The organism is Flavobacterium sangjuense (assembly GCF_004797125.1).
Taxonomy (GTDB): Bacteria; Bacteroidota; Bacteroidia; order Flavobacteriales; family Flavobacteriaceae; genus Flavobacterium; species Flavobacterium sangjuense.
This window is the reverse complement of sequence record NZ_CP038810.1, coordinates 1655102-1680235: the sequence shown is the minus strand read 5'-3', so window position 1 is coordinate 1680235 and position 25134 is coordinate 1655102. Positions and strand designations below refer to the sequence as shown.

Below are 25134 nucleotides of genomic sequence, written 5' to 3'. Positions count from 1 at the left end.
GTGTCAGTAGGAACATTTATAATAATCGTTTTGTATGTGATTGAATTCAGCGTGTTAATTACGCTGGGTTATATGTCATACAAAATGCCCAGCTTCCTAAAAGGAAAATCTCAAAAAAATCCTGAAGGCGACGAAGATATCCGGAATACGAGCCAGAATTACATCTACGCCGGAATATTGTTGATGATTGTTGCTATCCTTTTCAATACGTATATTGTTGTTGAGGGAACGCCATTGGAAGCGCATATGATGGAATGGCTGAATATTGTCATCCGTTTGCTGCACATTACCTTCGGAATTGCCTGGATTGGCGCTTCGTTTTATTTTGTATTCCTTGAAAATGCTTTAAACCGTACTGAAGATGTCCGTGATGAATTGGCCGGAAACCTTTGGGCTGTTCACGGCGGCGGATTTTATTATTTGGAGAAATATAAAGTTGCACCAAAGACGATTCCGAAACACTTGCACTGGTTCAAATACGAAGCTTATTTTACTTGGTTGTCCGGGTTTTGTTTGTTGTTTGTGGTTTATTATTTCAATGCTTCAGCTTTCCTGATAGATAAGAATGTATTAGATATCACGGCAACAGAAGGAATATTAATTGGAGTTGGTTCGTTTATAGTTGGCTGGCTGATTTATGACAAAATGTGCAAATCATCATTAATCAAAAATCAATTGGCGTTTGCATTGGTTGGTTTTGCTTTTCTGATTGCGTTTGCCTGGTTCTATTGTCACGTATTTAGTGCGCGTGCCGCTTACATCCATTTTGGAGCGATGATTGGAAGTCTTATGGTGGCCAATGTGTTCTTTGTGATTATTCCGGGACAAAAAGAAATGGTGCGTTGTGCCAATTTAGGAATTCCTTTAGATCCAAGTCTGGGTAAAAAAGCATTAGCGCGTTCACTACACAACAATTATTTTACACTTCCTGTTTTGTTTGTGATGGTGAGCAATCACTTTCCGTCTACCTTTGGGTATGAATATCCTTGGTTGATGCTGGCGATAATTTCCCTTGGAGCAGCTGGTGTAAAACACTATCTAAATCTAAAAGAACAAAAGCATCTCAACGTTTGGATACTTCCGGTTTCTGTGGTAATTTTATTAGCTGCCTGTTTTATTTCGGCACCAAGTACAAATCCGTATGAATGCAAAAAAGAAGTTAGCTTTACAGAAGTAAATGAAATTATCCAAAAGCGTTGTACCCAATGCCACTCTTCTGCTCCAACGGACGATGTTTATACAACAGCTCCAAATGGCGTGAAATATGACACACCGCAGGATATTTATACCAAAAGAGATTTGATTATGCAGCGTGTGGTTGTGACCAAAACGATGCCTCAGAATAATAAAACCAACATCACCGAAGAAGAACGAAACACGATTCGCTGTTGGATTGAACAAGGCGCGAGCCTAAAATAATGACAATATGAATTTATTAGCATTTAATAAGTTGCCCGAAGAAACTGCAAAAAAGGAATTATTCGCTTGTTGTGGTTCCAATAAATGGGCTGATGCGATGATGAAGCACTTCCCTTTTGTTTCTGAAAAACAATTGGTGGATTTGTCTTCCAAAATCTGGTATGACGAATGTGGTGAAGTTGATTGGAGAGAATCGTTTACGCATCATCCGAAAATTGGCGATGTAAAAAGCTTAACCGAGAAGTTTGCAGGTAAAGAACAAGCCAGCGTTGCAGTGGCGACAACTGAAACGATTGAAGCTTTGGCGAAAGCCAATTCCGATTATGAAAACAAAAACGGATTCATCTTCATTGTATGTGCTACCGGAAAATCAGCAACAGAAATGTTGGCTTTACTGAATGACCGCTTGCAAAACACAGCGGAAGAAGAACTACACATCGCTATGGGCGAACAGCAGAAAATCTCTATCATCCGTTTCAAAAAGATGCTGCCTGACAGCGATTTCAGTTTCCTTAAAGTAAGCCAAATCACCACACACGTTTTAGATACTTCAACCGGAATTCCGGGAAAAGACATTTCGATAAGATTACAAGCTTTCAGAAATAACGTTTGGCAAACCATCGCGCAAGGCATTACAAACAGTGACGGTAGAATTCCCGATTTATTGGCACAAGAAAGAAACCTAAAGCCGGATACCTATAAAATGGTTTTCGATACCGGAAAATATTATTCAGGACAAAAAACCTTTTACCCAAAAGTAGAAATCATTTTCAGCACTTTTGACGAAACACATTATCACGTTCCTTTGTTGGTTAATCCTTTTGGATATAGTACTTACCGAGGAAGTTAAAAAGAGAAAAGAAGCAAGAAGCAAGAGAAAAGAAAAGAAAAGAAAATAGAACATAGAACATAGAGAATAGACCAAAAAATATAATTATTATGACGATTCCGAGTAATAAAAAAGAACAATTGTTCAACAGTTTAAGCAAAGCCAATACAACTTTCAACGAAATATATCCGGGCGACCGAAGCGACCGCCAACCGGTACACACTTTGTATGGCGGAGCAAACTTATTCAAATCGGATGCGCCGATTGCATTGGGACACCGTGCTTTAGAAATATTAGAAACCTATGCACCAAACCACGAAGTTTTTGGAAAAGCTTTTGGTTTGACTGGCGGAAATGATTTCAGTAAACGCATTTATGATAAGGTCGTGGCCAAATTAAAATCAGAGGCTATTGAAGATTTCCGTATTGACTTCGAAGATGGTTACGGAAATCGTAGTAATGAAGAAGAAGATGCAACCGCTGAATCTACAGCAAAAGAAGTTGCCAAAGGAATGGCAGCCAAAACGCTTTCACCTTTTATTGGTATTCGTGTCAAACCGTTTACCGAAGAAATGAAGGAAAGAGGTTTGCGAACGCTGGATATTTTTGTGACCACTTTGGTAAAAGAAACTGGTGGAAAACTGCCTGACAACTTTGTGGTGATGTTACCAAAAGTTACTATTCCTGAACAACCTGAAACGCTGGCAAACTTCATGACAATTTTAGAAGAAGAATTAGGCTTAGCCAAAGGCGTATTAAAAATGGAAATGATGGTAGAAACTACCCAAGCCATTATGGATATTGCCGGAACAAATCCGTTATACCGTTTTATAAAAGCGGCACAAGGAAGATGTATCGCGATGCATTTCGGAACTTACGATTATACCGCAAGCTGCAGCATCACGGCGAAATATCAGGAAATGGATCATCCAGTTTGCGATTTTGCGCACCATGTAACCAAAGTAGCTTTGGCTCACACCGGAATCTGGTTGAGTGATGGTGCTACGAATACGATGCCTATTGGTCCGCACCGTGGTGACTTGACTCCGGCACAGGAAAAAGAAAACATGGAAGTGGTTCACAGAGCATGGAAAAAAGGATACGACCACATTCGTCACTCGTTGTGGAATGGATATTATCAAGGTTGGGATTTAAATCCTGCCCAATTCCCAATGCGTTATGCGGCGGTGTATGCGTTCTTTTTGGAAAGCTATGACGATGCCGTTGATCGTTTGAAAACCTTTGTGGAAAAAGCAGCACGAGCAACACTAATCGGAGATGTATTTGACGATGCTGCAACCGGACAAGGATTACTAAATTATTTCCTTCGAGCGTTGAACAGCGGTGCGATTACTGAAGAAGAAGTTCTGGCAACAGGCTTGACTTTAGATGAAATAAGAGGTCGTTCGTTTAAAAAGATATTAGAAAACAGAGCTGGAAAGTAATCAGCTTCTAAATAAAAAAACCGCATCAGTAATTGATGCGGTTTTTTTATTTTTCGGATTCGTTTTCCGTTCCCTTTTGACTTCTGTTATACATTCGGGTCAACACTATATAAAAAATGACTGCAATGAGAAGCGCACTAATTTCAACTTTCCTAATTGTTAACTGACCCAGAACTTTTGAAATTATTCCTCCTAAAGCGAAACTAATAAGAAGCCGTTTCCACCATTCATCCAATATATTCATGTCATTACCGTTTTATTGATTAGAATTTTTAACAACCTTTTTTGTCTATCAAACCCTTAACACAGCACGAAATCCTCTCACAGCATAATACGATTCTGCTCCGTTATGGTATAGAAAAACTGTGTCATAACGACGGTCACAATAAACTGCACCACCCAATTTTCTGATAGCATCAGGTGTTTTTACCCAACTAGAGCTTTTCAAATCAAAGTTTCCTAATTGCTGTAGTTCTCTATATTGTTCTTCAGTTAAGATTTCAACACCCATTTGAGCTGCCATATTCATAGCGCTGTCTTTTGGTTTAAATTCTTTTCTCGAATCCAATGCCTGTTGGTCGTAACAAATGCTTCTGCGTTCTTTTGGACTTTCGGCAGAGCAATCATAGAAAATATATTCGTCAGTCTTCGCATCATAACCAACAACATCGGGTTCACCGCCGGTTCTTTCCATTTCGTTGAGTGACCAAAGTTTTTCAGGATTCGCTTCTAACTTTGCCTGCACATTTGACCATTCAAGGTCTTTGTGACGATTCTTGTTTTTCTCAAAACGCTCTTTCAATAGATTGAGAAGTGCTGAAGATTGCTCTGCTGACAATTGCTTTTTAGTTCCCATAGCTATATATTTATGATTTTCTATATAAGTCCATTAGCACTTTTTCCGGAGTATAGGGCGCGTTGACAGCCAAATCAGCATTTGGATTAAAAGCTTTTACTGCACTTCTTATCGCGAAATAAGCACCAATTCCATACATCAATGGTGGCTCACCTACTGCTTTTGATTTTTTGATAGCGAGTTCATGACCTTCTGTTTCCAAATGTTGAATATTGATTTGCTTTGGCACCGAATAAATATCTGGCACTTTGTATGTCGATAACGCATTCGAAACCAATCGACCTTGGTCGTTATATATAATTTCTTCCAACGTCATCCAACCAATTCCCTGTACCAAACCGCCTTCAATCTGACCATTGTCGATGTCCTTATTCATACTTTTCCCAAAGTCGTGAACGATATTGATACTGTCAAATTCATACGTTCCTTTTAGGCAATCAACCGTAACCTCGTGAATCGAAGTTCCGTAAACGTGGTATGCAAACGGATGTCCTTTTTCTTTGGTTTTATCGTAATGAATGGTTGGTGTGGCGTAATGTGCATTTTCAGAAAGCGCAACTCTTTGTGTAAATGCTTTTAAAATTAAGTCTTTCCAACTCATTTCGGTTTTGGTTTCATTCGCATACACCATTTCGTCTTTGATTTCAATGATTTGGTCAGTGTATTCTTTTTGGGCAACCGCTTTTAATCGTTCCAACAAAGCGTTGCAAGCCATTAACAAAGCTTTTCCGTTTAGGTCGGCTCCTGCACTTGCTGCTGTTGGTGACGTATTGGCAACACGCAACGTATTAGTTGATTCCAATCTGACTTTATCAGCTTTAATGCCTAAAGTCTCTACAACGATTTGTAGCATTTTGGTATTCAAACCCTGCCCCATTTCAACGCCACCGGTACTTACTACAACACTTCCATCGTGATAGATGTGTACCAAAGCACGAGCGTGGTTCATCATCGTATTGGTAAACGAAATCCCAAAGCAAATCGGTTGAATCGCCAATCCTTTTTTGAATCGGGCGTTAGTTTTATTGAAAGCTTCTACTCTATTTTTTTGTGACTCGTAATCGTAGCTTTTCATGCAGGTTTCCCAGGTATTGCTCGCTTCTACCTGTTGCAGAATTTGTCCATACGATAGCTCATCGCCGTCTTTAACCAGATTTGCTTTTTGAATCATTGCCGGGCTTACGCCCAAAGATTCAGCTGCTTTAACAATCGCAGCTTCGATAACAAATTTTCCTTGCGGTCCTCCAAATCCACGGAACGCAGTGTTTGGAGGCAGATTGGTTTTACAGCTGTATGCTTTCGCAATCACGTTCGGAACAAAATACGCATTGGTCGAATGGAATAAGGTTCGTTCCATAACCGCTGGTGATAAATCGGCTGCAGCTCCTGCGTTTTGATAATGCGTTACTTCGTAGGCAATGATTTTTAAATCTTTATCCAAACCAATTTTAAAATCAGCTGAATACGGATGACGTTTTCCTGTCATGCGCATGTCATCCATACGATGCATCGACATTTTTACGGGTTTGTGCAGCATCTGGCAAGCCAAAGCTACCATTACTGCCCAAGGAGTTGCCTGATCTTCTTTTCCTCCAAAACCACCGCCAAGTCGAACCGTATCGATTTCTACCTTGTGCATTGGGATTCCCAAAACCTGCGCCACCATTCGTTGAACAGCTGTTGGGCCTTGCGTGGATGATGATATGACAATGCTTCCGTCTTCTTTTGGACGAGCGTAAGCGCCTTGTGTTTCTATGTATAAATGTTCCTGTCCGTTGACATCACTTCTGCCTTCAAAAATATGTTCGCATTTGGCCCAGGCAGATTCGGTATCTCCGAGTTTAAATTGTCTCGGAGGCATTATTAATTTGCCTTTTGCCTGCGCTTCTCTTGGGTCAACAATTACGGGAAGTTCTTCGAATTCGACTTTAATCAGTTTCGAAGCCATTCGGCAATGATGTTCTGAAGTCCCAACGATTAAAGCGATTACCTGTCCACGAAAGTGAACTTCATCTTCGGCAAATAAAGGTTCGTCAGGAATGATGCCTCCTATTTGGTTTAAACCTGTGACATCTTTAGCTGTTAGAATTGAAACAATTCCGTGACTTTTTAAAGCAGCATTCAAATCAATACTTTTGATTTTGGCATGAGCGACAGTTGCATCAAACGGAAGCGCGTACAAAGTCCCTTGTACTTCCTGAATATCGTCGAGGTAAATAGATTTTCCTTTTACGTGATTATGTGCGTCTATATTAATCATAGTAAGTGGTCCATTTTAATGGTTTCAGGAAAAAGTGTGATGAAATGGCTGAAGAACAATTGGCGTCCCAATAATCTTTTGTAGGCCTCTGTTCCTCTGGCATCGCTAATTGGTGACAACTCGGTTTGCAGGATTTGTTCCGCTTCTTTTATGACTGAAACAGTTATTGATTTGTTTGCCAAAAACTCGCTGGTCTTCGCCAGATATGTCGGAATTGGTCCTACTCCACCCATAGAAGCATGTGCTTCGGTAATCGTGTTTCCGCTATTTGAAATTGTCATTGCCGAATTCACGCTGGCAATATCCAAATATTGTCTTTTGCAGACTTTTTCAAAATTGAATTGCGTTTCGTTGGTTGGCAATTCAAAAGCGATTTCAGTTATGATTTCGTCTGCTTTTTTATCTAAAGTTTTGTAGCCTAAATAGAAATCTTTCAGCATTACTTTTCGGCTATCATTTTCTTTATTGGTCAATGTCAGTTGTGCTTTCATTGCCAAAAGAATAATCGTAAAATCCCCAATCGGCGAACCGTTGGCAATGTTTCCCGCTATGGTTGCGATGTTTCGGATTGGTGTTGACGACAGTAATTTCAAGTAATTGTACCAATTCGGAATCGTTTCTAACAATCTTTCATTCTCCATCAAATCGGTAACCGTAACTGATGATTTTAAAACACAAGCATTTCCGTCAAATGAAATTCCGTTTAACTCACTTTTGTCGAATAAATAATCCAAATCGTAATCGTGCAATTCATCATGCTTCTGAACGTATAAATCAGTCCCACCACCAATTGGGATTCCCGTCTGCACGGGAATGACAAGCGGCGTTTGAATTGCCTTTACTCTTGTTTCAATATCTAAAAAATAATCGGGGACAAATTCGTTGGCAACCAGCCACGACATTGCGTTATTTTTATCTTTGGTTTGAAGTTTTTCAGCCAATTTTGCTGATGCTCTTTCGATTGTTTTATAACCCGTGCAGCGACAAATATTACCATCGATGGCACTAATGGCGCTTTCTAATGTTGGTTCGGCACAAGTCAAAGCGTAGCCACACATCGAGTTTACAAAGCCTGGTGTACAAAATCCGCATTGCGTTCCGGAACAATCAACCATGGCTTGTTGCGCTTGGTTTAATTTATCCGGTAAGTTTAAACCTTCGACTGTAACGACATGTTTTCCGTGAACGTTTGGCAATGGCGTTAAGCAGGAAGTGGCACTCATGTATTCGAGTTTTCCTTCTTTCATAGAGCCTATCAAAACAGTACAGGCACCGCAATCGCCTTCGCGACAACCGATTTTTGTACCGCGTAAGTTTTCATCATAACGAACAAAATCCAGCAAAGTGGTACTTGCTGGTTTGTCAGTTTTGATGAGTTGGTTGTTTAATATAAATTGAATCATGCTGATTTAGAAATCTAGTATTCTATTTTATTGATGTTTTCTGACCAAAGTTTAAAAGCTTCCAAAGCTTCTTCATTCATCATTTGAATCGTTTCTAATTTTCGGTTTTGGTATGGCAATTCTAATTCCTCGTAAATGAATTGGTCATCGAAGTTAATATCAGCAGCATCTTTTTTGGTGTTGGCAAAATACATTCGGTCTGGTCTTGCCCAATAGATTGCTCCCAGACACATTGGACAAGGTTCGCAACTCGTGTAGATTTCGCAACCGTCTAATTGGAAACTCCCTAAGGCTTTGCAGGCATTTCTAATCGCTACAACTTCAGCATGAGCCGTTGGATCATTCGTAGAAGTTACGCCATTAGCACCACGAGCAATAATTTTTCCGTCTTTCACAATCACAGCACCAAACGGTCCGCCTTTACCCGATTTTACATTTTCGATAGAAAGCTGAATCGCTTCCTGCATAAATTCACTTTGTTTTGTTGTAGAACACATATTGTTATGATAATAATATTTTAATAATTGAAGTGCTTTCAAAATTTTGAAGCCAATAAAGATACGAATTGAAATGGTTTACAAAAAGTTTTTTCAAATAGGATTTGTGAAATGCTCATTTAATTCCATAAAAAAAAGGAAAACTTTCGTTTTCCTTTTTTGGAGCCGGCGGAGGGACTCGAACCCACGACCTGCTGATTACAAATCAGCTGCTCTAGCCAACTGAGCTACGCTGGCGGCGTATTAGTTCTGCAAATATAGAAGTGAAAATTAATTCACCAAAATATTTTTGAACTTTTTTCTATTAAAGTGCGTTGATTTTTTCAACCAATTGATTTGCAGTTTGTTCTAAATCTGCATTAATTTGCTTGAAATGCGCTTTTTTGTTTTCTACATTCTTAGCATTAACTTTTTCAATCAAACCGTCAAAAGACGTGATAGCTTCATCAATGATAGCGTTTGTTTTATCAGATGGTTTTCCGGTAGTTGTCATTTCATAAATGTAAACCGCTTCAATAATATCACCTAATACGAAGTTAATATCTTTCTTTAAATTTCTAACACTTGGCATTTTCTTTATTTTTAAAATTCGGTGCAAAATTACACTAAATCTTTAGAAAACAAACTACGAAATATAAATTTCTAAGATTGACGCCTTCCCAGAAAGCTGAAAATCAGTCAAAGCAGCCGGAATTAAAACCGTATCTCCTTTTTTATAAGCATAGCTTTCACCATCGCCAGTCAGCTGAAAGTCACCATCGACACACATATAAACCGTAAATGATTTTTTATTTTTGTGGATTTTTGTATTCCCGTCAAGCGGAATAAAATTCGTTGTAAAGTACTTGCAATTAATAACTTCGTTGGAAGTGTTTTGATTTTTAGAATACAATCGTTGTGCTTCAATTTTTTCGTAATTCAAAGCTTCCAGAGCCAAATCGATGTGCAATTCGCGTTTATTTCCATTTGCATCTACTCTATCGAAATCATAAACACGATACGTAATATCTGATGTTTGCTGGATTTCGGCTATCACAATTCCGGCACCAAGCGCGTGAATAGTTCCGGTATTCAACATAAAAACATCACCCGGATTTACTTTTTTAGTATCGAGAATGCTGAGTAAGGTTTTGTTATTGAGATTTTGAATATACTCTTCCGGAGATGATTTTTCTTTGAACCCAACAATCAATCTTGCGTCAGTATCGGCCTGCATCACATACCACATTTCGGTTTTACCAAAAGAATTGTGACGCTTTTTTGCCAATTCATCATTGGGATGTAACTGAATCGATAAATCTTCACGGGCATCTAAATATTTAAAAAGTAAAGGAAATTGCTTTCCAAATTGAGCATACACTTTAGTTCCTAAAACAGCTTCGGGGAATTCGTTTATCAATTCGTTGAGTGATTTTCCTTTGAAAATTCCATTAGCTACAATACTGACATCATTTTCAACAGTAGATATTTCCCAACTTTCACCGGTAATATCAGAAGTTATGGGTTTGTTGAGATAGGTTTTTAACTTGGTTCCGCCCCAGATTCTCTCTTTCAAAATAGGTTCAAATTGTAACGGATATAATTTCATCGATGCCATTTTGAGCAAACTTACATAGTTTTGAGAATTTCGAGTGCTTTTTCGATATGAATTTTACCTGAAGTACTGTCAAAAATTAATTGAACAATACCGTTTTTATCGGCAACATAGGTTGCTCTGCCCGGAATTAAACCGAGATAATCATTGGGAACGCCAAATGCTTTTCTGATTTTTTTATCAAAATCGGAAAGCAAAATAAACGGAAGCTTATGTTTATTGGCAAACGCAACATGCGATTTCAAACTGTCGCTACTGATGCCTATAACTTCAGCATCCAAGCTTTTAAAATCTTCGTATTGATCACGGAAAGAACAGGCTTGCTCGGTACAAACACGAGTATCATCTTTTGGATAAAAGTAAATAACCACTGGTTTTTTGCCTATAACTTCATTGCTATCAAACAAATCACCATTGGTATCAATGGCTGCGAAATTTGGAATTTTGTCTCCTACTTTTAATCCCATTAATTACCGTTGTAGGTTACAAAATTTCTTGGTGTTTCATAAAGAACGACTTCCAAATCTTTAGTAGCATCAATGTGCTTTCTAAGTTTTTGCCAAATGACAACCGCGACATTTTCAGCAGTTGGATTTAAGTCGGTAAACTCGGGTAAATCAAGGTTTAGATTTTTATGGTCGAAAGCATTTTCAATATGCTCTTTGATTAAATCGGCTAAGATTTTGGTATCGATAACATAACCCGTTTCCTGATCAATCTGGCCAGTAACCGAAACGGTTAATTCATAATTATGACCGTGAAAGTTTGGATTATTGCACTTACCAAAAAACGCATCGTTTTTCTCCATCGACCAATCTTTTCGGTACAATCGATGTGCGGCATTGAAGTGGGCTTTTCTTGATACTGTAACTTTCATAATTAGAGTTTATGGTCTTCCAGGTAATGATAAAATTCGTCAAAGATAATTTTGAACCAAACCGTGTATATATTCGGGTTTTGAAGCATATCGGTTTTCACGTCTTCAATTTTCATCCACTTCCAGCTTTCAACTTCGTCTTCATTTATTTTTGGTCCTTCATTATAATAACCAATCATGACGTGATCTAATTCATGCTCGGTCAAACCGTTATCAAATGGTGCTTTATAAATAAAATGAAATAGTTCTTTGAGTTCGGTTTTGAAACCCATTTCTTCAAACAATCTGCGGGTTCCGGCCTGGATATTGGTTTCACCATTTCGCTGATGACTGCAACAGGTATTTGTCCATAATAAAGGTGAATGATATTTATGATGCGCACGTTGCTGCAACATGATTTCGTTGTTTTTATTCAACACAAAAACCGAAAAAGCACGATGCAAAATTGCCTTTTCATGCGCTTCGAGTTTGTTCATTAAACCGATAGGTTCATCTTGTTCGTTAACCAAGATTACTTGTTCTTCAATCATAAGGTGCAATATTTTGTCATCCTGAGCGCAGTCGAAGGACAAAAATACGAAAAAAAATCAGCCTTCATAATTATACATTTTCAACAACCGTTAAACTTTCCTTAAAACACAACTTTTTGTAAACTACACGACAATTCTCTTCGTATCTTGTGTAGTAAATTTGTGGTAGATTATTAAAAATAAACACAATGCAAAAATCAATTTTTAACTTTTTACTTTTGTTACCATTATTCATGTTAAATGCTTGTGGGCAAACAAACAATAAAGAAAACACAACTTCAAAACCCATTGCTATGGAAAACGTAATTTCAAAACCTGAAAATCCGTATTACTCAAACATTGACACCAAAAAACTGGATGTATCTGATGCCGAATGGAAGAAAGTATTATCTCCAGATTTATATGCGGTTGCCCGTCAGGCGGATACCGAAAGAGCTTTCACCGGAACGATGTGGAATTCGGAAACCAAAGGAACTTATTATTGTGCGGCCTGCGGATTAAAGCTTTTCAGATCAGACCAAAAGTTCACCAGCAGTTGTGGCTGGCCAAGTTTTTTTGAACAGGAAAACAAAAGCAGCATCACTTTCAAAGATGATAATTCCTATGGGATGCGAAGAATAGAAGCGCTCTGCGGGAGATGTAACAGTCATTTGGGACATTTATTTGATGATGGCCCGGAGCCAACAGGAAAGCGTTATTGCATGAATGCTATTTCATTAGATTTTGTTCCGGATGCAACTGAAACCAAAGGAAATTTAGAGACGATTGTTCTTGGTGGTGGCTGTTATTGGTGTGTTGAAGCCGTTTATGAAAACTTAGAAGGTGTTGAAAAAGTAGTTTCCGGTTTTGCCGGTGGAACTGTTGCCAATCCGAGTTATGAAGAAGTTTGCACCGGAAGAACGGGTGCTGCTGAAGTAGTTCAAATTACGTATGATAAAACCAAAACCAATTTGGATGAAATCTTTCACGTCTTTTTTACAGTTCATGACCCGACAACTTTGAACCGTCAAGGCGGTGATGTTGGAACACAATATCGTTCCGTGATTTTTTATGCAACTGAAGAACAAAAGAAAGCGGCTGAAAGTATTATTGCCGAGTTGAATAATGCTAAAGTGTATGGCAGCAAAATAGTCACCACTTTAGAACCGTTTAAAACTTTTTACAAAGCAAAAGATTATCATCAGAATTATTATGAAAATAACAAAGACCAACCCTATTGTCAAATGGTGATTCAACCCAAAATTGAGAAATTTGAAAAAGTCTTTAAAGATAGATTGAAAAAGAAATAGCAATAAAAAACTCCTTGCGTAAACAAGGAGTTTTTTTATTTTAAAAGGATAAGTTATCTTTTATCCATTGGAGTAAAATCTCTTAAAGGATGACCTGTATATACTTGTCTTGGTCTTCCGATTGGCTCTTTGTTGATACGCATTTCTTTCCATTGCGCAATCCAACCCGGCAATCTTCCGATGGCAAACATAACGGTAAACATATCGGTTGGAATTCCTAACGCACGGTAAATAATACCTGAATAGAAATCAACATTTGGATATAATTTTCTTGATACGAAGTAGTCATCTACTAATGCTGCTTCTTCCAATTGTTTTGCAATAATTAAAACCGGATCATCAACACCAAGATTTTTCAAAACCTCATCGGCCGCCTTTTTGATAATTTTTGCTCTTGGGTCAAAGTTTTTATAAACTCTGTGCCCGAATCCCATCAAACGGAACGGATCATCTTTATCTTTGGCTTTCGCCATATATTTGGCTGCATCGCCACCATCTCTTTGAATAGCTTCCAACATCTCTAACACAGCTTGATTAGCGCCACCATGTAACGGTCCCCAAAGTGCCGAAACTCCGGCAGAAATGGATGCAAATAATCCGGCGTGTGACGAACCAACAATTCTCACAGTAGACGTAGAACAGTTTTGCTCGTGGTCGGCATGAAGGATGAATAATTTATCTAAAGCATCAACTACGACAGGATTTGAAGAATAAGGTCCGGTTGGCAATTTAAACATCAACTGCATGAAATTATCAACATAACCAATGGTGTTATCATAGTAATTTAAAGGATAACCCATCATTTTTCTGTATGTCCAGGTTGCAATCACCAGAAATTTACCCATGGTTTTGCAGATAGCCTCATACATTTCTTTTTCGTTTTCAACATTAACCACTTTTGGGTTAAAAGCTGTTAGTGCACTTGTAAGCGAAGACAACACACCCATTGGATGGGCAGTTTTTGGAAAACCATCGATGATGTTTTTCATTTCTTCGTTTACCAAAGTATATTTTCTGATGTCAGTTTCAAATTGAGCTAACTGACTTTTTGTTGGTAATTCTCCGAAAATCACTAAATAGGAAACCTCAAGAAAATCTGCTTTTTCGGCTAAATCTTCGATGGCATAACCGCGGTAACGAAGAATTCCTTCTTCACCATCAAGGAAAGTGATTTCACTTTGACAAGAACCTGAGTTTTTATAACCCGGATCAAGTGTTATTGCACCTGTTAAAGCACGTAGTTTTTCAATATCAATGGCTGCTTCATTTTCGCTTCCAACAATTACCGGAAACTCATATTTGTTGCCATCAAATTCTAATATTGCTGTTTTGGACATGGTATAAATTAGGGAATTAAATCTGATAAATTAATAATTTAACAAATTTAGGGAATTCGAAATGAAATAAAAAAGAAATATGCCAGCGTTTTCGTTAATTATATGATAAATATTTTATCAAAGACCAATGTTTTCTAAGAAACTCTTACGTCAACACAAAATGTGATGATTCCGGAAGGGAAAATAACCGCTTTTAATCTACTCTTTTATCAATAAAATAACGCGGTCTTTGTTTTACTTCCGAGTAAATTTTTCCAATATATTCGCCCAATATCCCGAAACAAAACAATTGCACACCGCCTAAAAAATACATTGGCAAAACTGTTGAAAGCCAACCGGGAACAACATTGCCGTTATACAACGAAAACAAAGCGTAACCAGTCATTATTAAACAAAGAAAGAAAATTGCAAAACCGATTATGGTTACCAGTTTCAAAGGGTAATTACTAAAAGAAGTTACGCCATTCCATGCAAAGGCTGCCATTTTTCGGAATGGATATTTAGATTCTCCGGCAAAGCGTTCCAATCGGTCGTAATAAACAACATCATTGCTAAAACCGATGCTTGGTATGATTCCACGAAGAAATAAATTAACTTCACCAAATTCGGCCAACGCTTTCAAAACTCTGTTACTACACAATCTATAATCGGCATGATTGTGAACAACATTCACTTTCATCATGTTCATCAACTTATAAAAAAGCAAAGCCGTATTTCGTTTGAAAAAAGTATCTGTCTTTCTTTCTTTTCGAACGCCATAAACCACATCGGTTCCTGATTTGAACTTCAAAATCATTTCTTCAATCACGCGAACATCATCCTGCAAATCAGCATCGATAGAAATCAGTGCATCGGCTTCATCTTTAAAAGTCAGCAATCCTGCCAGCAGCGCTTTTTGATGCCCAACATTTCCGGCTAATTTCAAGCCTTTGACATGCGTTAATTGCGATGCTTTTTCTTCTATAATATGCCACGTTTTGTCCTTGCTTCCATCGTCAATAAAAACCACAAAGCTCTTTTCTGAAATACTATTTCGGGCAACCAAATCCTTTATGATTTCGTTTAATTGCGCCGAGGTTTCATTCAATACTAACTCTTCGTTATAACAAGGAGAGACAATTCCGATTATTGGTTTTTGGTTGGTTTCCATTAGCTGGTTGGTATTTTATTTGGAAAGACAAATTTAGCAATAAAGTTAACTTTATTTTGAAACCATTTTATTCGATATAAACCAGCAGCACTCATAAGGTATAAAGCTACTCTTGACGGAAACATATATCTTGGTTCCATATAAGTCAATCCGTGAAAAATTAACAATGCTAGAATTACTCCCCAAAATGGCCAATAGTTTATGAGATTTTTTTCTTTAAATAAAAACAGTAAAGCACCAAAAATGAGCGCTATGTTAATGCAATTGATAAGTAAAATAACAAACCAATACCCGATTGTTCCGTGGATTGGACCGAGATGAAATTTCTCGGGTTTGACACTATTAATAAAATACACATGACCATAAAAGCATTTGATAAAAAACTGTCGCGTAAACCAGAATGGATGTTCTAATGCATCATTAATCAAAAAATTTCTATAAACCTCAGTGGGCGAACGATGGGTTTCTATCCCAATTGCATTCAACTTGTGAACACTTTTACCCCAATTTTGATAATCATCACTATCCGGTCTTATATCGCTTTCCCAATACCTAAAATCGGTTGGCTCTTCTCTAAACTGAAACCTTCCCTGATGCGCAACGTAATAAAATAAACCTTCCTGACTTTCGTTTGACTTTGTTCCAGTGATGACTTTTGCCAATTGCACAACGCCAAAACTCAATAATCCAACAGTACAAAAGGTTAACGCTAATTTTTTTCCATAGCTCTTAAAAAACTCTTTTCTCCTGAAAAGGGAATACGCAATAATTAAAAAGCCCAAACCGAGAATCAGCATAGTGTTAGGCCGGTTCAAAATCAGAAACCACAAACCGAGAATCAGTAAAACCCAGCCTTTTATTTTATTCGGATTCTGAAATGCAATTAACCAACCGTAAAGAGCTACAGTCAAAGAGAAAAATGCGGGAACTTCGGCTAAAATTCCAAGTGAATAATAACAATGAATTGGAAAAACAAAAAAGAGCAATACGGCTAAAAGACCAACTTCCCTTGAAAAAAAAGATGATCCAATCCTAAAAATTAACAATAAACTAATGGTAACAATAAGAAAGGTAAACACAGTAGCATAAACCCAAAGCTGATTGTCTGTAGCGCTCGAAGAAGCTATAATATAGGGTATGGTATAAAAAAGAATTGGGCCGGGCGCTTTTGTAATCGTGACTTTATCATAACCAACATCTCCTTTTATATAACGAGCCATATTTTTAGCTTCAATATGAAAGGTCTCATCTCCAAAAGGTTTTGCTTTAAAAGGAAGATTAAGCACAACAAACATCATCAAAGAGGAAATCAAAATGATACCGATGTTTATTCTTTTGGTTAAAAAATTAAATGCACTCATTTGTGTCATAGGATGAAATAATGTCGAAAAATAATAAAAAATCCCGAGCTTTAACTCAGGATTTTTTTTCTAAATATATTTATTTCTTTATGACAAAGCAGCTTTAACCTGGTCCGCAGCTTCCTGAAATTGTGTAGCTGATAAAATTGGCATTCCTGAATTATCAATTAACTCTTTTGCAATTTCAGCATTAGTTCCCTGAAGACGTACAATGATTGGCACTTTTATAGCATCACCCATATTTTTGTAAGCATCAACAACACCTTGTGCAACTCTGTCGCAACGAACAATTCCACCAAAAATATTAATCAAAATTGCTTTTACGTTTGGATCTTTCAAGATAATTCTAAACGCAGTTTCAACACGTTTTGCATCTGCAGTACCACCAACGTCAAGGAAATTTGCCGGTTCAAAACCTGCATATTTAATCAAATCCATTGTTGCCATTGCTAATCCGGCACCGTTAACCATACAGCCAACAGTTCCGTCAAGGTCAACATAGTTCAGGCCAACTTCTTTGGCTTCCACTTCAATTGGATTTTCTTCACGAATGTCGCGCATGTCAGCATATTTTGCCTGACGATACAAGGAGTTGTCATCAATATTTACTTTGGCATCAACAGCCAAAATTTTATTATCCGACGTTTTTAAAACCGGATTTATTTCAAACATGGAAGCATCGGAACCTACATAAGCATTATATAATGAATCTATAAACTTTACCATTTCCTTGAAAGCGTTTCCTGAAAGTCCAAGATTGAAGGCAATTCTACGTGCCTGGAAACCTTGTAACCCAACTGAAGGATCAATTTCTTCTGTAAAGATTAAATGCGGTGTGTGTTCAGCAACTTCTTCGATATCCATTCCGCCTTCGGTAGAATACATAATCATGTTTCTTGCTTTTGCTCTATTTAAAAGAACAGACACGTAAAACTCTTTGGTTTCACTTTCTCCAGGATAATAAACATCTTCAGCAATCAAAATTTTGTGCACTCGTTTTCCTTCTGGTGGAGTTTGAGGTGTTTTTAACATCATCCCAATAATTTGCTCTGATATTTCTTCAACCTGCTGTATGTTTTTTGCCAATTTTACGCCACCGCCTTTTCCTCTTCCACCTGCGTGAATTTGGGCTTTGATAACATGCCAACCGGTTCCTGTTTCTGCCGTTAATTGTTTGGCCGCAGCCACAGCTTCTACCGGATTGTTGGCAACAATACCACGTTGAACTCGTACGCCATAGCTGGCTAAAATTTCTTTACCTTGATATTCGTGTATGTTCATAATAATGAGTTAGATTGTGAGATACTGAACTGATTCAGCTAAATGTGCCACAAAAGTAATTAATTTAGCTCCAAAGAAAAAGAATTATTTTCAATTTAATGTTATCTTGATTTACATTTTTTTAATTCTCCAGCGCAACCATTTTTAAGCGAAAGTATCTCGATAAAAAACAATAAGAAAATGAAAAAGCAACTCTCGATTTTAGGAATTTTAATGACCCTTTTATTGGTTGGATGTAGCAAAGATTCAAATACTTCAGCACATGATACCGTTACCGGACAATGGAAATTAGTTAACGTAAGCGGAACATTTGCCGGAATAAACAACGATTTCCCCGAAGGAATGATTACTTGGGATTTTAATCCGATAACACAAACTGTAACGGTGACCAATAATAACACTGATTCAAATTTGTGGGATGTTTTAGAGACTGGGGTTTATAATTATCACTTCGCCAATAACCCGGGAATGCCTTGCTCCGAAAGTATCTATATCAACGGTGCTGAATACGGATGTTATTCGATAGCAAATGACAGCCTTGTTATTGATCAATCTATAGCCGACGGATTTGCTATAACTCTAAAACACTAAAACAACATTTTTATCTCTTTAACATCGTAATGAGTTACGTTATCATCATCTAGTAGAACCTCAAGTTTTCCATCGCGGGTAACTTTTTTGATGATGCCCATAAAACGATTCCCATTTTTATCTTCAAAAGGCGACGGATAATTTAATTTATACAGATTTTGATGGTAAAAATCCCAAAGTATTTCACGGTGTTTTGCTAATACCTGTATAAATCCCCGCAAAGAATCAGACAAAAGTAACGCGATTTCTTCCAAGTCGTAATCTTTCCCAGTGATGCATTTTAGTGAAGTTGCCTGAGGCAAATCTTTAAAATCAGTTTGGTTTACATTCAATCCGATTCCGATGACAGAATTAAAATTACCGTCATGCTTAAAGATATTTTCTATTAAAATCCCTGACACTTTCTTCGAATCTGACATAATGTCGTTGGGCCATTTTATTGAAATGTTAGGCAACCCCATTTTTTTTAAAGTATCCGATACCGATAGTGCAACCGCAATATTAAAATCATAAATGTTTTGATTTTTGAGATGGACATCCTTAACCAAAACACTCATAGTAAGGTTTTTACCAGGTTCAGAAATCCATTTGGCACCCATTTGCCCTTTGCCTTTGGTTTGTTCATTAGCCATGACAATCGTATAATCTTCGACCACAGAATCTTTAAACAATTGCTTTAGAAAGTCATTCGTCGAATCTATGGCATCGAGTTTGATTAAAGGCATGTTACAATGGTAAATATTAATGAATTTTAAACTTTTGTTAAGCAAAAATAAAGACAAAAAGTAATACATTTGCAAAACATACATAAATATAAATGACGAAGAAAACGGTTAACTCAGATGTTCTTTTGGCGAACATCATAAAAGGCATAGAAGAAGTAAAAGGAAATGATATTGACATCCTCGATTTGAGAGCCATTGATACAGCAGTTTGTGATTACTTTATAATCTGTAATGGTAGTTCGAATACACAAGTTAACGCGATTGTTAACTCCATCCAAAAATTAGTTTCTAAAGAATTGAAAGATAAACCTTGGCACGTTGAAGGAACGGATAATGCCGAATGGGTTTTAATGGATTATGTAAACATTGTGGTGCATGTTTTCCAAAAACAAATTCGCGAATTCTATAACATAGAAGGACTTTGGGGAGATGCCAAAATAACTACCATCCAAAATAAATATTAAAAAATAGTTCATAGAATAAAATGGCTAACGAAAAAAAACCTAATAATTTCAAGATAAGTCCGTGGTTAATATACGTTGTAGTAATCATCGGATTCATTGCACTTAACTACTTCGGAGGTTCCGGTTTTCAGGACACTACCAAAATATCCTCTGCAAAATTCAATGAGTATCTAAACAAAGGGCAAATTGAAAAAGTAATCATCTACAACAAAACAGAAGGTGAAGCCTACCTGACAAAAGAAGCTCTGAAAGATAAGGCAAATGCCAAAGTAGCAAAAGACATGATGGGCGGTGTAAATAAAGGCCCACACTACTCTTTCGATATAGGAAATGACGAAAGTTTCCAAAATAAAATTGAAAAAGCGGCTCAGGAAGGTAAAATAAAAGATTACGATTTCAAAGCCAAAAGCAATTGGGGTGAACTTTTAATGGGCATCTTACCTTTTGTAATCATCATTGGTCTTTGGATATTGATTATGCGCAGAATGTCTGGCGGAGCTGGCGGTGGCGGAGGTCAAATCTTCAATATTGGAAAATCGAGAGCCAAACTTTTTGACGAAAAAACAGAAGTTAAAACCACTTTTAAAGACGTTGCCGGTTTAGAAGGTGCTAAAGAAGAAATACAGGAAATTGTAGAATTTCTTAAGACTCCTGAAAAGTATACCATTTTAGGTGGAAAAATTCCAAAAGGCGCACTTTTAGTTGGTCCTCCGGGAACCGGAAAAACATTATTAGCGAAAGCCGTTGCCGGTGAAGCTAAAGTTCCTTTCTTCTCATTATCGGGTTCCGATTTTGTTGAAATGTTTGTTGGTGTTGGTGCTTCCCGTGTTAGAGATTTATTCAAACAAGCCAAAGACAAAGCGCCATCTATAATCTTTATTGATGAAATTGATGCCGTTGGTAGAGCCAGAGGAAAAAACAATATGTCGGGCGGTAATGACGAACGCGAAAATACTTTGAACCAATTACTAACCGAAATGGACGGTTTTGGTACCAATACACATGTAATCGTAATCGCGGCAACCAACAGAGCTGATGTATTAGACAAAGCCTTGATGCGTGCAGGTCGCTTTGACAGACAGATTTATGTTGACTTACCGGACATTAGAGAAAGAAAAGAAATCTTTGAAGTGCATCTGGCTCCGCTTAAAAAAGTAGAAAATTTAGATACTGAATTTTTAGCCAAACAAACTCCGGGATTCTCGGGTGCTGATATTGCAAACGTTTGTAACGAAGCAGCTTTAATTGCGGCCAGAAATAATAAAACTGCGGTTGACAAACAAGACTTTTTAGATGCCGTTGACCGAATTGTTGGTGGATTAGAAAAGAAAAATAAAATCGTAACCACCGAAGAGAAACACGCGATTGCTGTTCACGAAGCCGGTCATGCTACCGTAAGCTGGATGCTGGAACATGCTGCGCCATTGATAAAAGTTACGATTGTTCCAAGAGGACAAAGCTTAGGTGCTGCCTGGTATTTACCTGAAGAAAGATTAATTGTTCGTACGGAGCAAATGCTAGATGAAATGTGCGCCACTATGGGAGGAAGAGCAGCAGAAAAAGTTGTCTTTGGTAAAATTTCAACCGGTGCTTTGAGCGATTTGGAAAAAGTAACCCGACAAGCAAGAGCGATGGTTACCATCTACGGATTGAATGATGAATTGGGAAATATAACCTATTACGATTCAACGGGACAAAGTGAATACAGTTTCTCAAAACCTTATTCAGAAGAAACAGCCTTAGTAATTGATAAAGAAATTTCAAAACTAATTGAAAATGAATATCAAAGAGCTATAAAAATCCTGGAAGATAACAAAGAAAAATTGGAACAACTTGCTGCTATCCTGATTGAAAAAGAAGTTATTTTTAAAGATGATTTGGAAGCTATTTTTGGAGCAAGGCCTTTTAACCTTCCGCCTGAAGAAACGGAATTAGTATAACTAATGTTTTTTAACATTTTTTTAAAATCTTAATTCAAAACTTACTTTTGAATTAAGATTTTTTTATCTTTGAAGGATTTCAATTTTAAACCTAGATTATACCAAAACAAGCATGAGTCTTTTCAGAAAAATTTTTGGCACCGGTAATGATGCCTCTGACGAAGAAAGTCAAAGCGAATTCAACAATGCTCCTTCCAGCTTTTCATTACTTCCGGTAGATGAAAAGTTCACATATAACTTCAAAAAAAATGGCGGAAAGTTTTTATATTGTGAAAACTTAAACGAGGTAAAAGACCAATTTCTGAATATTTTAGAAGAAAATGATTGGTTTGAATGCGAAGCCTTATGCTATGAGCCAAAGCTTTATAGTATGTTGGACGAGAATAAACTTCACTACGATAAACCTGTAAATCCGAAATTTTTATTTGCCAGTTGCGAAAACCTGATTGCTGATGAAGGTTCAGTGCTTTTTTCATCCAATCAAATTAAGCAAAACAAGCCAAATGATTTGCCAAACAACATCATAATTTTAGCTACAACCAGTCAAATTTTAGAGGCAAAAAGTGATGGCCTTCGTGTGATTAAAAAGAAATACGAAAAAGACTATCCAACAAATATTACCACTATAAAATATTTTGAGAAAGCAAAAGACGAAGACTTTCTTCAATATGGAAGCACAGCGAAAAACTTGTATTTGCTGCTTCTAGAAGATTTATAAGATGAACGAATCGCTAAAGAGATTATTATCTGGTGTAGTTTATGTTGCGCTGCTTATAATCGCCACTTCCTATTCTGTGAATAGTTTTTATCTGCTATTCGGAATATTTATGATAATTGCTGTTTATGAATTTTGCCAGTTAGTTCATTTAAACAAAATAGCACCGATTCTTTTAGGCACTTCAGCCTATTGTTTAGCGACCCAATTTAGAACAAATCAGACAAATGATGTTTTGCTTTTAATCGCAACGCTATTCGTTTCGATAAAATGTTTATTGCTGCTTTTCAATTCAAAAAAAGAAACTTTCGACACGCTTTCGAAATACGTTTACACCATTGGTTACGTTATTCTTCCATTCATTATCATTACAAAAATTCCGTTTTCCTATAATAGCTTCAGACCCAAAATAATTATCAGTATTTTTATCCTGATTTGGACAAATGATACTTTTGCGTATATCGTTGGAAAATCAATTGGGAAACACAAGCTTATCGAAAGAATATCACCTAAAAAAACCGTAGAAGGATTTATCGGTGGAATTGTATTTTCGGTAATTGCAGGAATTTTAATTTCGAAATTTTATTTTCAACCCAAACCAAATTACCTTTATACTTCAATAATTATTTGGACAATAAGTGCTGTAATCATCAGTATATTCAGCACTTTAGGTGATTTAATCGAATCAAAATTTAAAAGAATCGCTGGTGTAAAAGACAGCGGAAATATAATGCCTGGCCATGGTGGTATTCTAGATCGCCTAGATAGTATTATATTTGTAGCACCATTTGTTTATTTGTTTTATCAAATCTTATATTATGTTTCATAAAGAAGGCGGAAAAATTATTTTAATAGCAACTACGTTAACCGTAATCATTACGCTGTTTGCACCAAAGTTGACTTCAATAATCTGGTTGGAAAAAACCATCCAAATTGCGGCTTTGGTATTTCTATTACTAATTTTACAATTTTTCAGAAACCCGAATAGAAAAATAGAAGCAAACGATAAAGTTGTTCTTGCTCCGGTTGATGGAAAGGTAGTCGTTATTGAAGAAGTATTTGAAGAAGAATATTTCAAAGACAAACGGTTACAGGTTTCCATTTTTATGTCGCCAATAAACGTACACGTGACGCGCTATTGTGTTAGCGGAAAGATAAAATACAGCAAATACCATCCTGGAAAATATTTGGTTGCCTGGCATCCAAAAGCAAGTACCGAAAACGAAAGAACCACTGTTGTTATTGAAAGCCGAGTATTTGGCGAAATTCTTTATCGTCAGATTGCCGGTGCTTTGGCTCGCAGAATTGTAAATTATGCCGAAGAAGGAATGCAGGTTCGTCAAGGAGACGATGCCGGATTTATTAAATTTGGCTCAAGAGTCGATATCTATTTTCCACTAGGAACAAAAGTAGAAGTGAAACTTCAGCAAAATGCTGTTGGAAACCAAACAGTTATTGCAATAAAAGAATAAGCTGAAATGGACGAAAAAGAATTAGAAATTCGATTTCAGGAAGCAGTAGAAATTGCTTCAAAAATGTCACAATCTGAGCTTCCGCAAGATGTGCAATTGCGATTGTATGCCTATTATAAGCAGGCAACTTTTGGCACTATTAACTATAATAACTCTGCTGATTTTGACTTGCGAAATGCCTTTAAAACTAATGCATGGATGCAAATTAGCCATCTATCCATTGACGAAGCAAAAGAATTATACACAGAAGCAATACACGAAATTGCAAATAGTAAAAAGTAGATTTATGAAGAAGATTTTTTCAATTGTTTTATGCTTTTCTTTTATACTATTGCTACCATCCTGCAAAAGAAAAAAACTTACCGAAGTTGTTGAAGTGCCGTTGCCATCAGCCGAAGAAAAAATCACTATTGGGCAACCTGATGACGTAAGCGCCATTGAGGGACAATTTTCTCTTACCAAATTACCTTATCAATACAATGAACTTGAACCAAGCATTGATATACTAACAATGGAAGTGCATTATTCCAAACATTATTTGACCTATACCAACAACCTAAATAAATTAGTAGTTGAAGATCCAACATTAATCGATTTAAGCATTGAAGACATCTTAAAAAAATGTGATGGCAGCAATGCCGATTTAAAAAATAATGCCGGTGGCTATTACAATCACAGTTTGTTTTGGGAAGGCATGGCACCTAAATCAGGCGGACAACCTAAAGATACGTTAGCAACACTTATTACCCGGGATTTTGGCTCATTTGATGTGTTTAAAACACAATTTACTGATGCAGCCGACAAACAATTCGGTTCAGGTTGGGCTTGGCTGGTTGTTGATAAAACAGGAAAATTACAGGTAACCAGTACACCAAATCAGGATAATCCTTTGATGCCAAAGCAAATCGTTTCGGGCACACCAATTTTAAATCTCGATGTTTGGGAGCATGCTTATTATTTAGATTATCAATACAAACGAAAAAGATACATTGACAACTTCTTCAAAATAATCAATTGGAAAAAAGTTTCCGAACGCTATGAAGAAGCGACAGCGAAGAAATAAATTTTATAAAAAAGTCCCGATTGCTCGGGGCTTTTT

The 25134-nt window shown here is 37.0% G+C and carries 26 protein-coding genes and 1 tRNA gene; 12 read left to right on the top strand and 15 right to left on the bottom strand.

Features of this window, described 5'->3' with window-relative positions; all coding sequences use genetic code 11:
• From GS03_RS07270 to GS03_RS07260, 3 genes are all read left to right on the top strand, one after another.
• On the top strand, positions 1-1419 hold the full coding sequence (locus GS03_RS07270; protein ID WP_210726606.1) for a urate hydroxylase PuuD: 1419 nt from the start codon (positions 1-3) through the stop codon (positions 1417-1419).
• 7 nt (positions 1420-1426) lie between these two features.
• Positions 1427-2269, top strand: coding sequence for a 2-oxo-4-hydroxy-4-carboxy-5-ureidoimidazoline decarboxylase (gene uraD / locus GS03_RS13375; RefSeq protein ID WP_210726605.1), 843 nt, complete (start codon positions 1427-1429; stop codon positions 2267-2269).
• 89 nt (positions 2270-2358) lie between these two features.
• On the top strand, positions 2359-3693 hold the full coding sequence (locus GS03_RS07260) for a DUF6986 family protein (RefSeq protein ID WP_136151881.1): 1335 nt from the start codon (positions 2359-2361) through the stop codon (positions 3691-3693).
• Positions 3694-3985: 292 nt separating this feature from the next.
• Here the strand turns inward: GS03_RS07260 and GS03_RS07255 are convergent, their stop codons facing one another.
• From GS03_RS07255 to idi, 10 genes are all read right to left on the bottom strand, one after another.
• Positions 3986-4549: a DUF4256 domain-containing protein gene (locus GS03_RS07255; RefSeq protein WP_136151880.1), complete on the bottom strand. Its 564-nt coding sequence runs from the start codon at positions 4547-4549 to the stop codon at positions 3986-3988.
• 10 nt (positions 4550-4559) lie between these two features.
• Positions 4560-6809 carry a xanthine dehydrogenase molybdopterin binding subunit gene (locus GS03_RS07250; RefSeq protein ID WP_136151879.1) on the bottom strand — a complete coding sequence of 750 codons (2250 nt, stop codon included), beginning with the start codon at positions 6807-6809 and terminating at the stop codon, positions 4560-4562.
• On the bottom strand, positions 6806-8212 hold the full coding sequence (locus tag GS03_RS07245) for an FAD binding domain-containing protein (protein ID WP_136151878.1): 1407 nt from the start codon (positions 8210-8212) through the stop codon (positions 6806-6808). Before GS03_RS07245 ends, GS03_RS07250 begins: the two co-directional genes overlap by 4 nt.
• 14 nt (positions 8213-8226) lie before the next feature.
• Positions 8227-8751: a nucleoside deaminase gene (locus GS03_RS07240; RefSeq protein WP_317128556.1), complete on the bottom strand. Its 525-nt coding sequence runs from the start codon at positions 8749-8751 to the stop codon at positions 8227-8229.
• Positions 8752-8869: 118 nt separating this feature from the next.
• A tRNA-Thr gene (locus GS03_RS07235) sits at positions 8870-8946 on the bottom strand.
• Positions 8947-9013: 67 nt separating this feature from the next.
• On the bottom strand, positions 9014-9280 hold the full coding sequence (locus GS03_RS07230; protein WP_136151877.1) for a hypothetical protein: 267 nt from the start codon (positions 9278-9280) through the stop codon (positions 9014-9016).
• Between the two features lie 54 nt (positions 9281-9334).
• On the bottom strand, positions 9335-10297 hold the full coding sequence (locus GS03_RS07225; protein WP_136153085.1) for a type I phosphomannose isomerase catalytic subunit: 963 nt from the start codon (positions 10295-10297) through the stop codon (positions 9335-9337).
• A gap of 20 nt (positions 10298-10317) precedes the next feature.
• Positions 10318-10770, bottom strand: coding sequence for a peroxiredoxin (locus GS03_RS07220; RefSeq protein ID WP_136151876.1), 453 nt, complete (start codon positions 10768-10770; stop codon positions 10318-10320).
• Positions 10770-11180 carry a 6-pyruvoyl trahydropterin synthase family protein gene (locus tag GS03_RS07215; RefSeq protein WP_136151875.1) on the bottom strand — a complete coding sequence of 137 codons (411 nt, stop codon included), beginning with the start codon at positions 11178-11180 and terminating at the stop codon, positions 10770-10772. Before GS03_RS07215 ends, GS03_RS07220 begins: the two co-directional genes overlap by 1 nt.
• A gap of 2 nt (positions 11181-11182) precedes the next feature.
• Entirely contained in the window at positions 11183-11710 is a 528-nt protein-coding gene (gene idi, locus GS03_RS07210; RefSeq protein ID WP_136151874.1) for an isopentenyl-diphosphate Delta-isomerase, read from the bottom strand.
• A 233-nt stretch (positions 11711-11943) separates the two neighbouring features.
• Here idi and GS03_RS07205 point away from each other — a divergent pair, with 233 nt between their 5' ends.
• Positions 11944-12999: a bifunctional methionine sulfoxide reductase B/A protein gene (locus GS03_RS07205; protein ID WP_394346374.1), complete on the top strand. Its 1056-nt coding sequence runs from the start codon at positions 11944-11946 to the stop codon at positions 12997-12999.
• A gap of 53 nt (positions 13000-13052) precedes the next feature.
• Here the strand turns inward: GS03_RS07205 and GS03_RS07200 are convergent, their stop codons facing one another.
• From GS03_RS07200 to sucC, 4 genes are all read right to left on the bottom strand, one after another.
• A complete protein-coding gene (locus GS03_RS07200; RefSeq protein ID WP_136151872.1) occupies positions 13053-14336 on the bottom strand; it encodes a citrate synthase in 1284 nt (427 codons plus the stop codon).
• Between the two features lie 193 nt (positions 14337-14529).
• Positions 14530-15486, bottom strand: a complete 957-nt coding sequence (locus tag GS03_RS07195; protein WP_136151871.1) for a glycosyltransferase family 2 protein — start codon at positions 15484-15486, stop codon at positions 14530-14532.
• Positions 15486-16847 (bottom strand): ArnT family glycosyltransferase, encoded by a 1362-nt coding sequence (locus GS03_RS07190; RefSeq protein ID WP_168710283.1) that lies wholly within the window; start codon positions 16845-16847, stop codon positions 15486-15488. Before GS03_RS07190 ends, GS03_RS07195 begins: the two co-directional genes overlap by 1 nt.
• An 87-nt stretch (positions 16848-16934) precedes the next feature.
• Positions 16935-18128, bottom strand: a complete 1194-nt coding sequence (sucC, locus tag GS03_RS07185; protein WP_136151869.1) for an ADP-forming succinate--CoA ligase subunit beta — start codon at positions 18126-18128, stop codon at positions 16935-16937.
• A gap of 180 nt (positions 18129-18308) precedes the next feature.
• Here sucC and GS03_RS07180 point away from each other — a divergent pair, with 180 nt between their 5' ends.
• Positions 18309-18719: a hypothetical protein gene (locus GS03_RS07180; RefSeq protein WP_136151868.1), complete on the top strand. Its 411-nt coding sequence runs from the start codon at positions 18309-18311 to the stop codon at positions 18717-18719.
• Here GS03_RS07180 and GS03_RS07175 read toward each other — a convergent pair.
• A complete protein-coding gene (locus GS03_RS07175; RefSeq protein ID WP_136151867.1) occupies positions 18716-19444 on the bottom strand; it encodes a biotin--[acetyl-CoA-carboxylase] ligase in 729 nt (242 codons plus the stop codon). The two genes, GS03_RS07180 and GS03_RS07175, sit on opposite strands and share 4 nt — an antisense overlap.
• 92 nt (positions 19445-19536) lie before the next feature.
• On the opposite strand from GS03_RS07175, the gene rsfS reads away from it, so the two are divergent.
• The 7 genes from rsfS to GS03_RS07140 all read left to right on the top strand — a co-directional run bounded on the left by rsfS (position 19537) and on the right by GS03_RS07140 (position 25098).
• Positions 19537-19908 (top strand): ribosome silencing factor, encoded by a 372-nt coding sequence (rsfS, locus tag GS03_RS07170; RefSeq protein WP_136151866.1) that lies wholly within the window; start codon positions 19537-19539, stop codon positions 19906-19908.
• Positions 19909-19928: 20 nt separating this feature from the next.
• Positions 19929-21848: an ATP-dependent zinc metalloprotease FtsH gene (gene ftsH, locus GS03_RS07165; protein WP_136151865.1), complete on the top strand. Its 1920-nt coding sequence runs from the start codon at positions 19929-19931 to the stop codon at positions 21846-21848.
• 112 nt (positions 21849-21960) lie between these two features.
• Positions 21961-22566, top strand: coding sequence for a lactate utilization protein B/C (locus GS03_RS07160; RefSeq protein ID WP_136151864.1), 606 nt, complete (start codon positions 21961-21963; stop codon positions 22564-22566).
• A 1-nt stretch (position 22567) separates the two neighbouring features.
• Positions 22568-23392: a phosphatidate cytidylyltransferase gene (locus GS03_RS07155; protein ID WP_136151863.1), complete on the top strand. Its 825-nt coding sequence runs from the start codon at positions 22568-22570 to the stop codon at positions 23390-23392.
• The gene (locus tag GS03_RS07150) at positions 23382-24035 is read left to right on the top strand and encodes a phosphatidylserine decarboxylase family protein (protein WP_136151862.1); all 654 of its coding nucleotides are present in this window, start codon (positions 23382-23384) and stop codon (positions 24033-24035) included. The genes GS03_RS07155 and GS03_RS07150 overlap by 11 nt, the downstream gene beginning before the upstream one ends.
• A 6-nt stretch (positions 24036-24041) precedes the next feature.
• Positions 24042-24317, top strand: a complete 276-nt coding sequence (locus GS03_RS07145) for an acyl-CoA-binding protein (RefSeq protein ID WP_136151861.1) — start codon at positions 24042-24044, stop codon at positions 24315-24317.
• A 4-nt stretch (positions 24318-24321) separates the two neighbouring features.
• The gene (locus GS03_RS07140) at positions 24322-25098 is read left to right on the top strand and encodes a superoxide dismutase (protein ID WP_136151860.1); all 777 of its coding nucleotides are present in this window, start codon (positions 24322-24324) and stop codon (positions 25096-25098) included.
• The last annotated feature ends 36 nt before the right edge of the window (positions 25099-25134 follow it).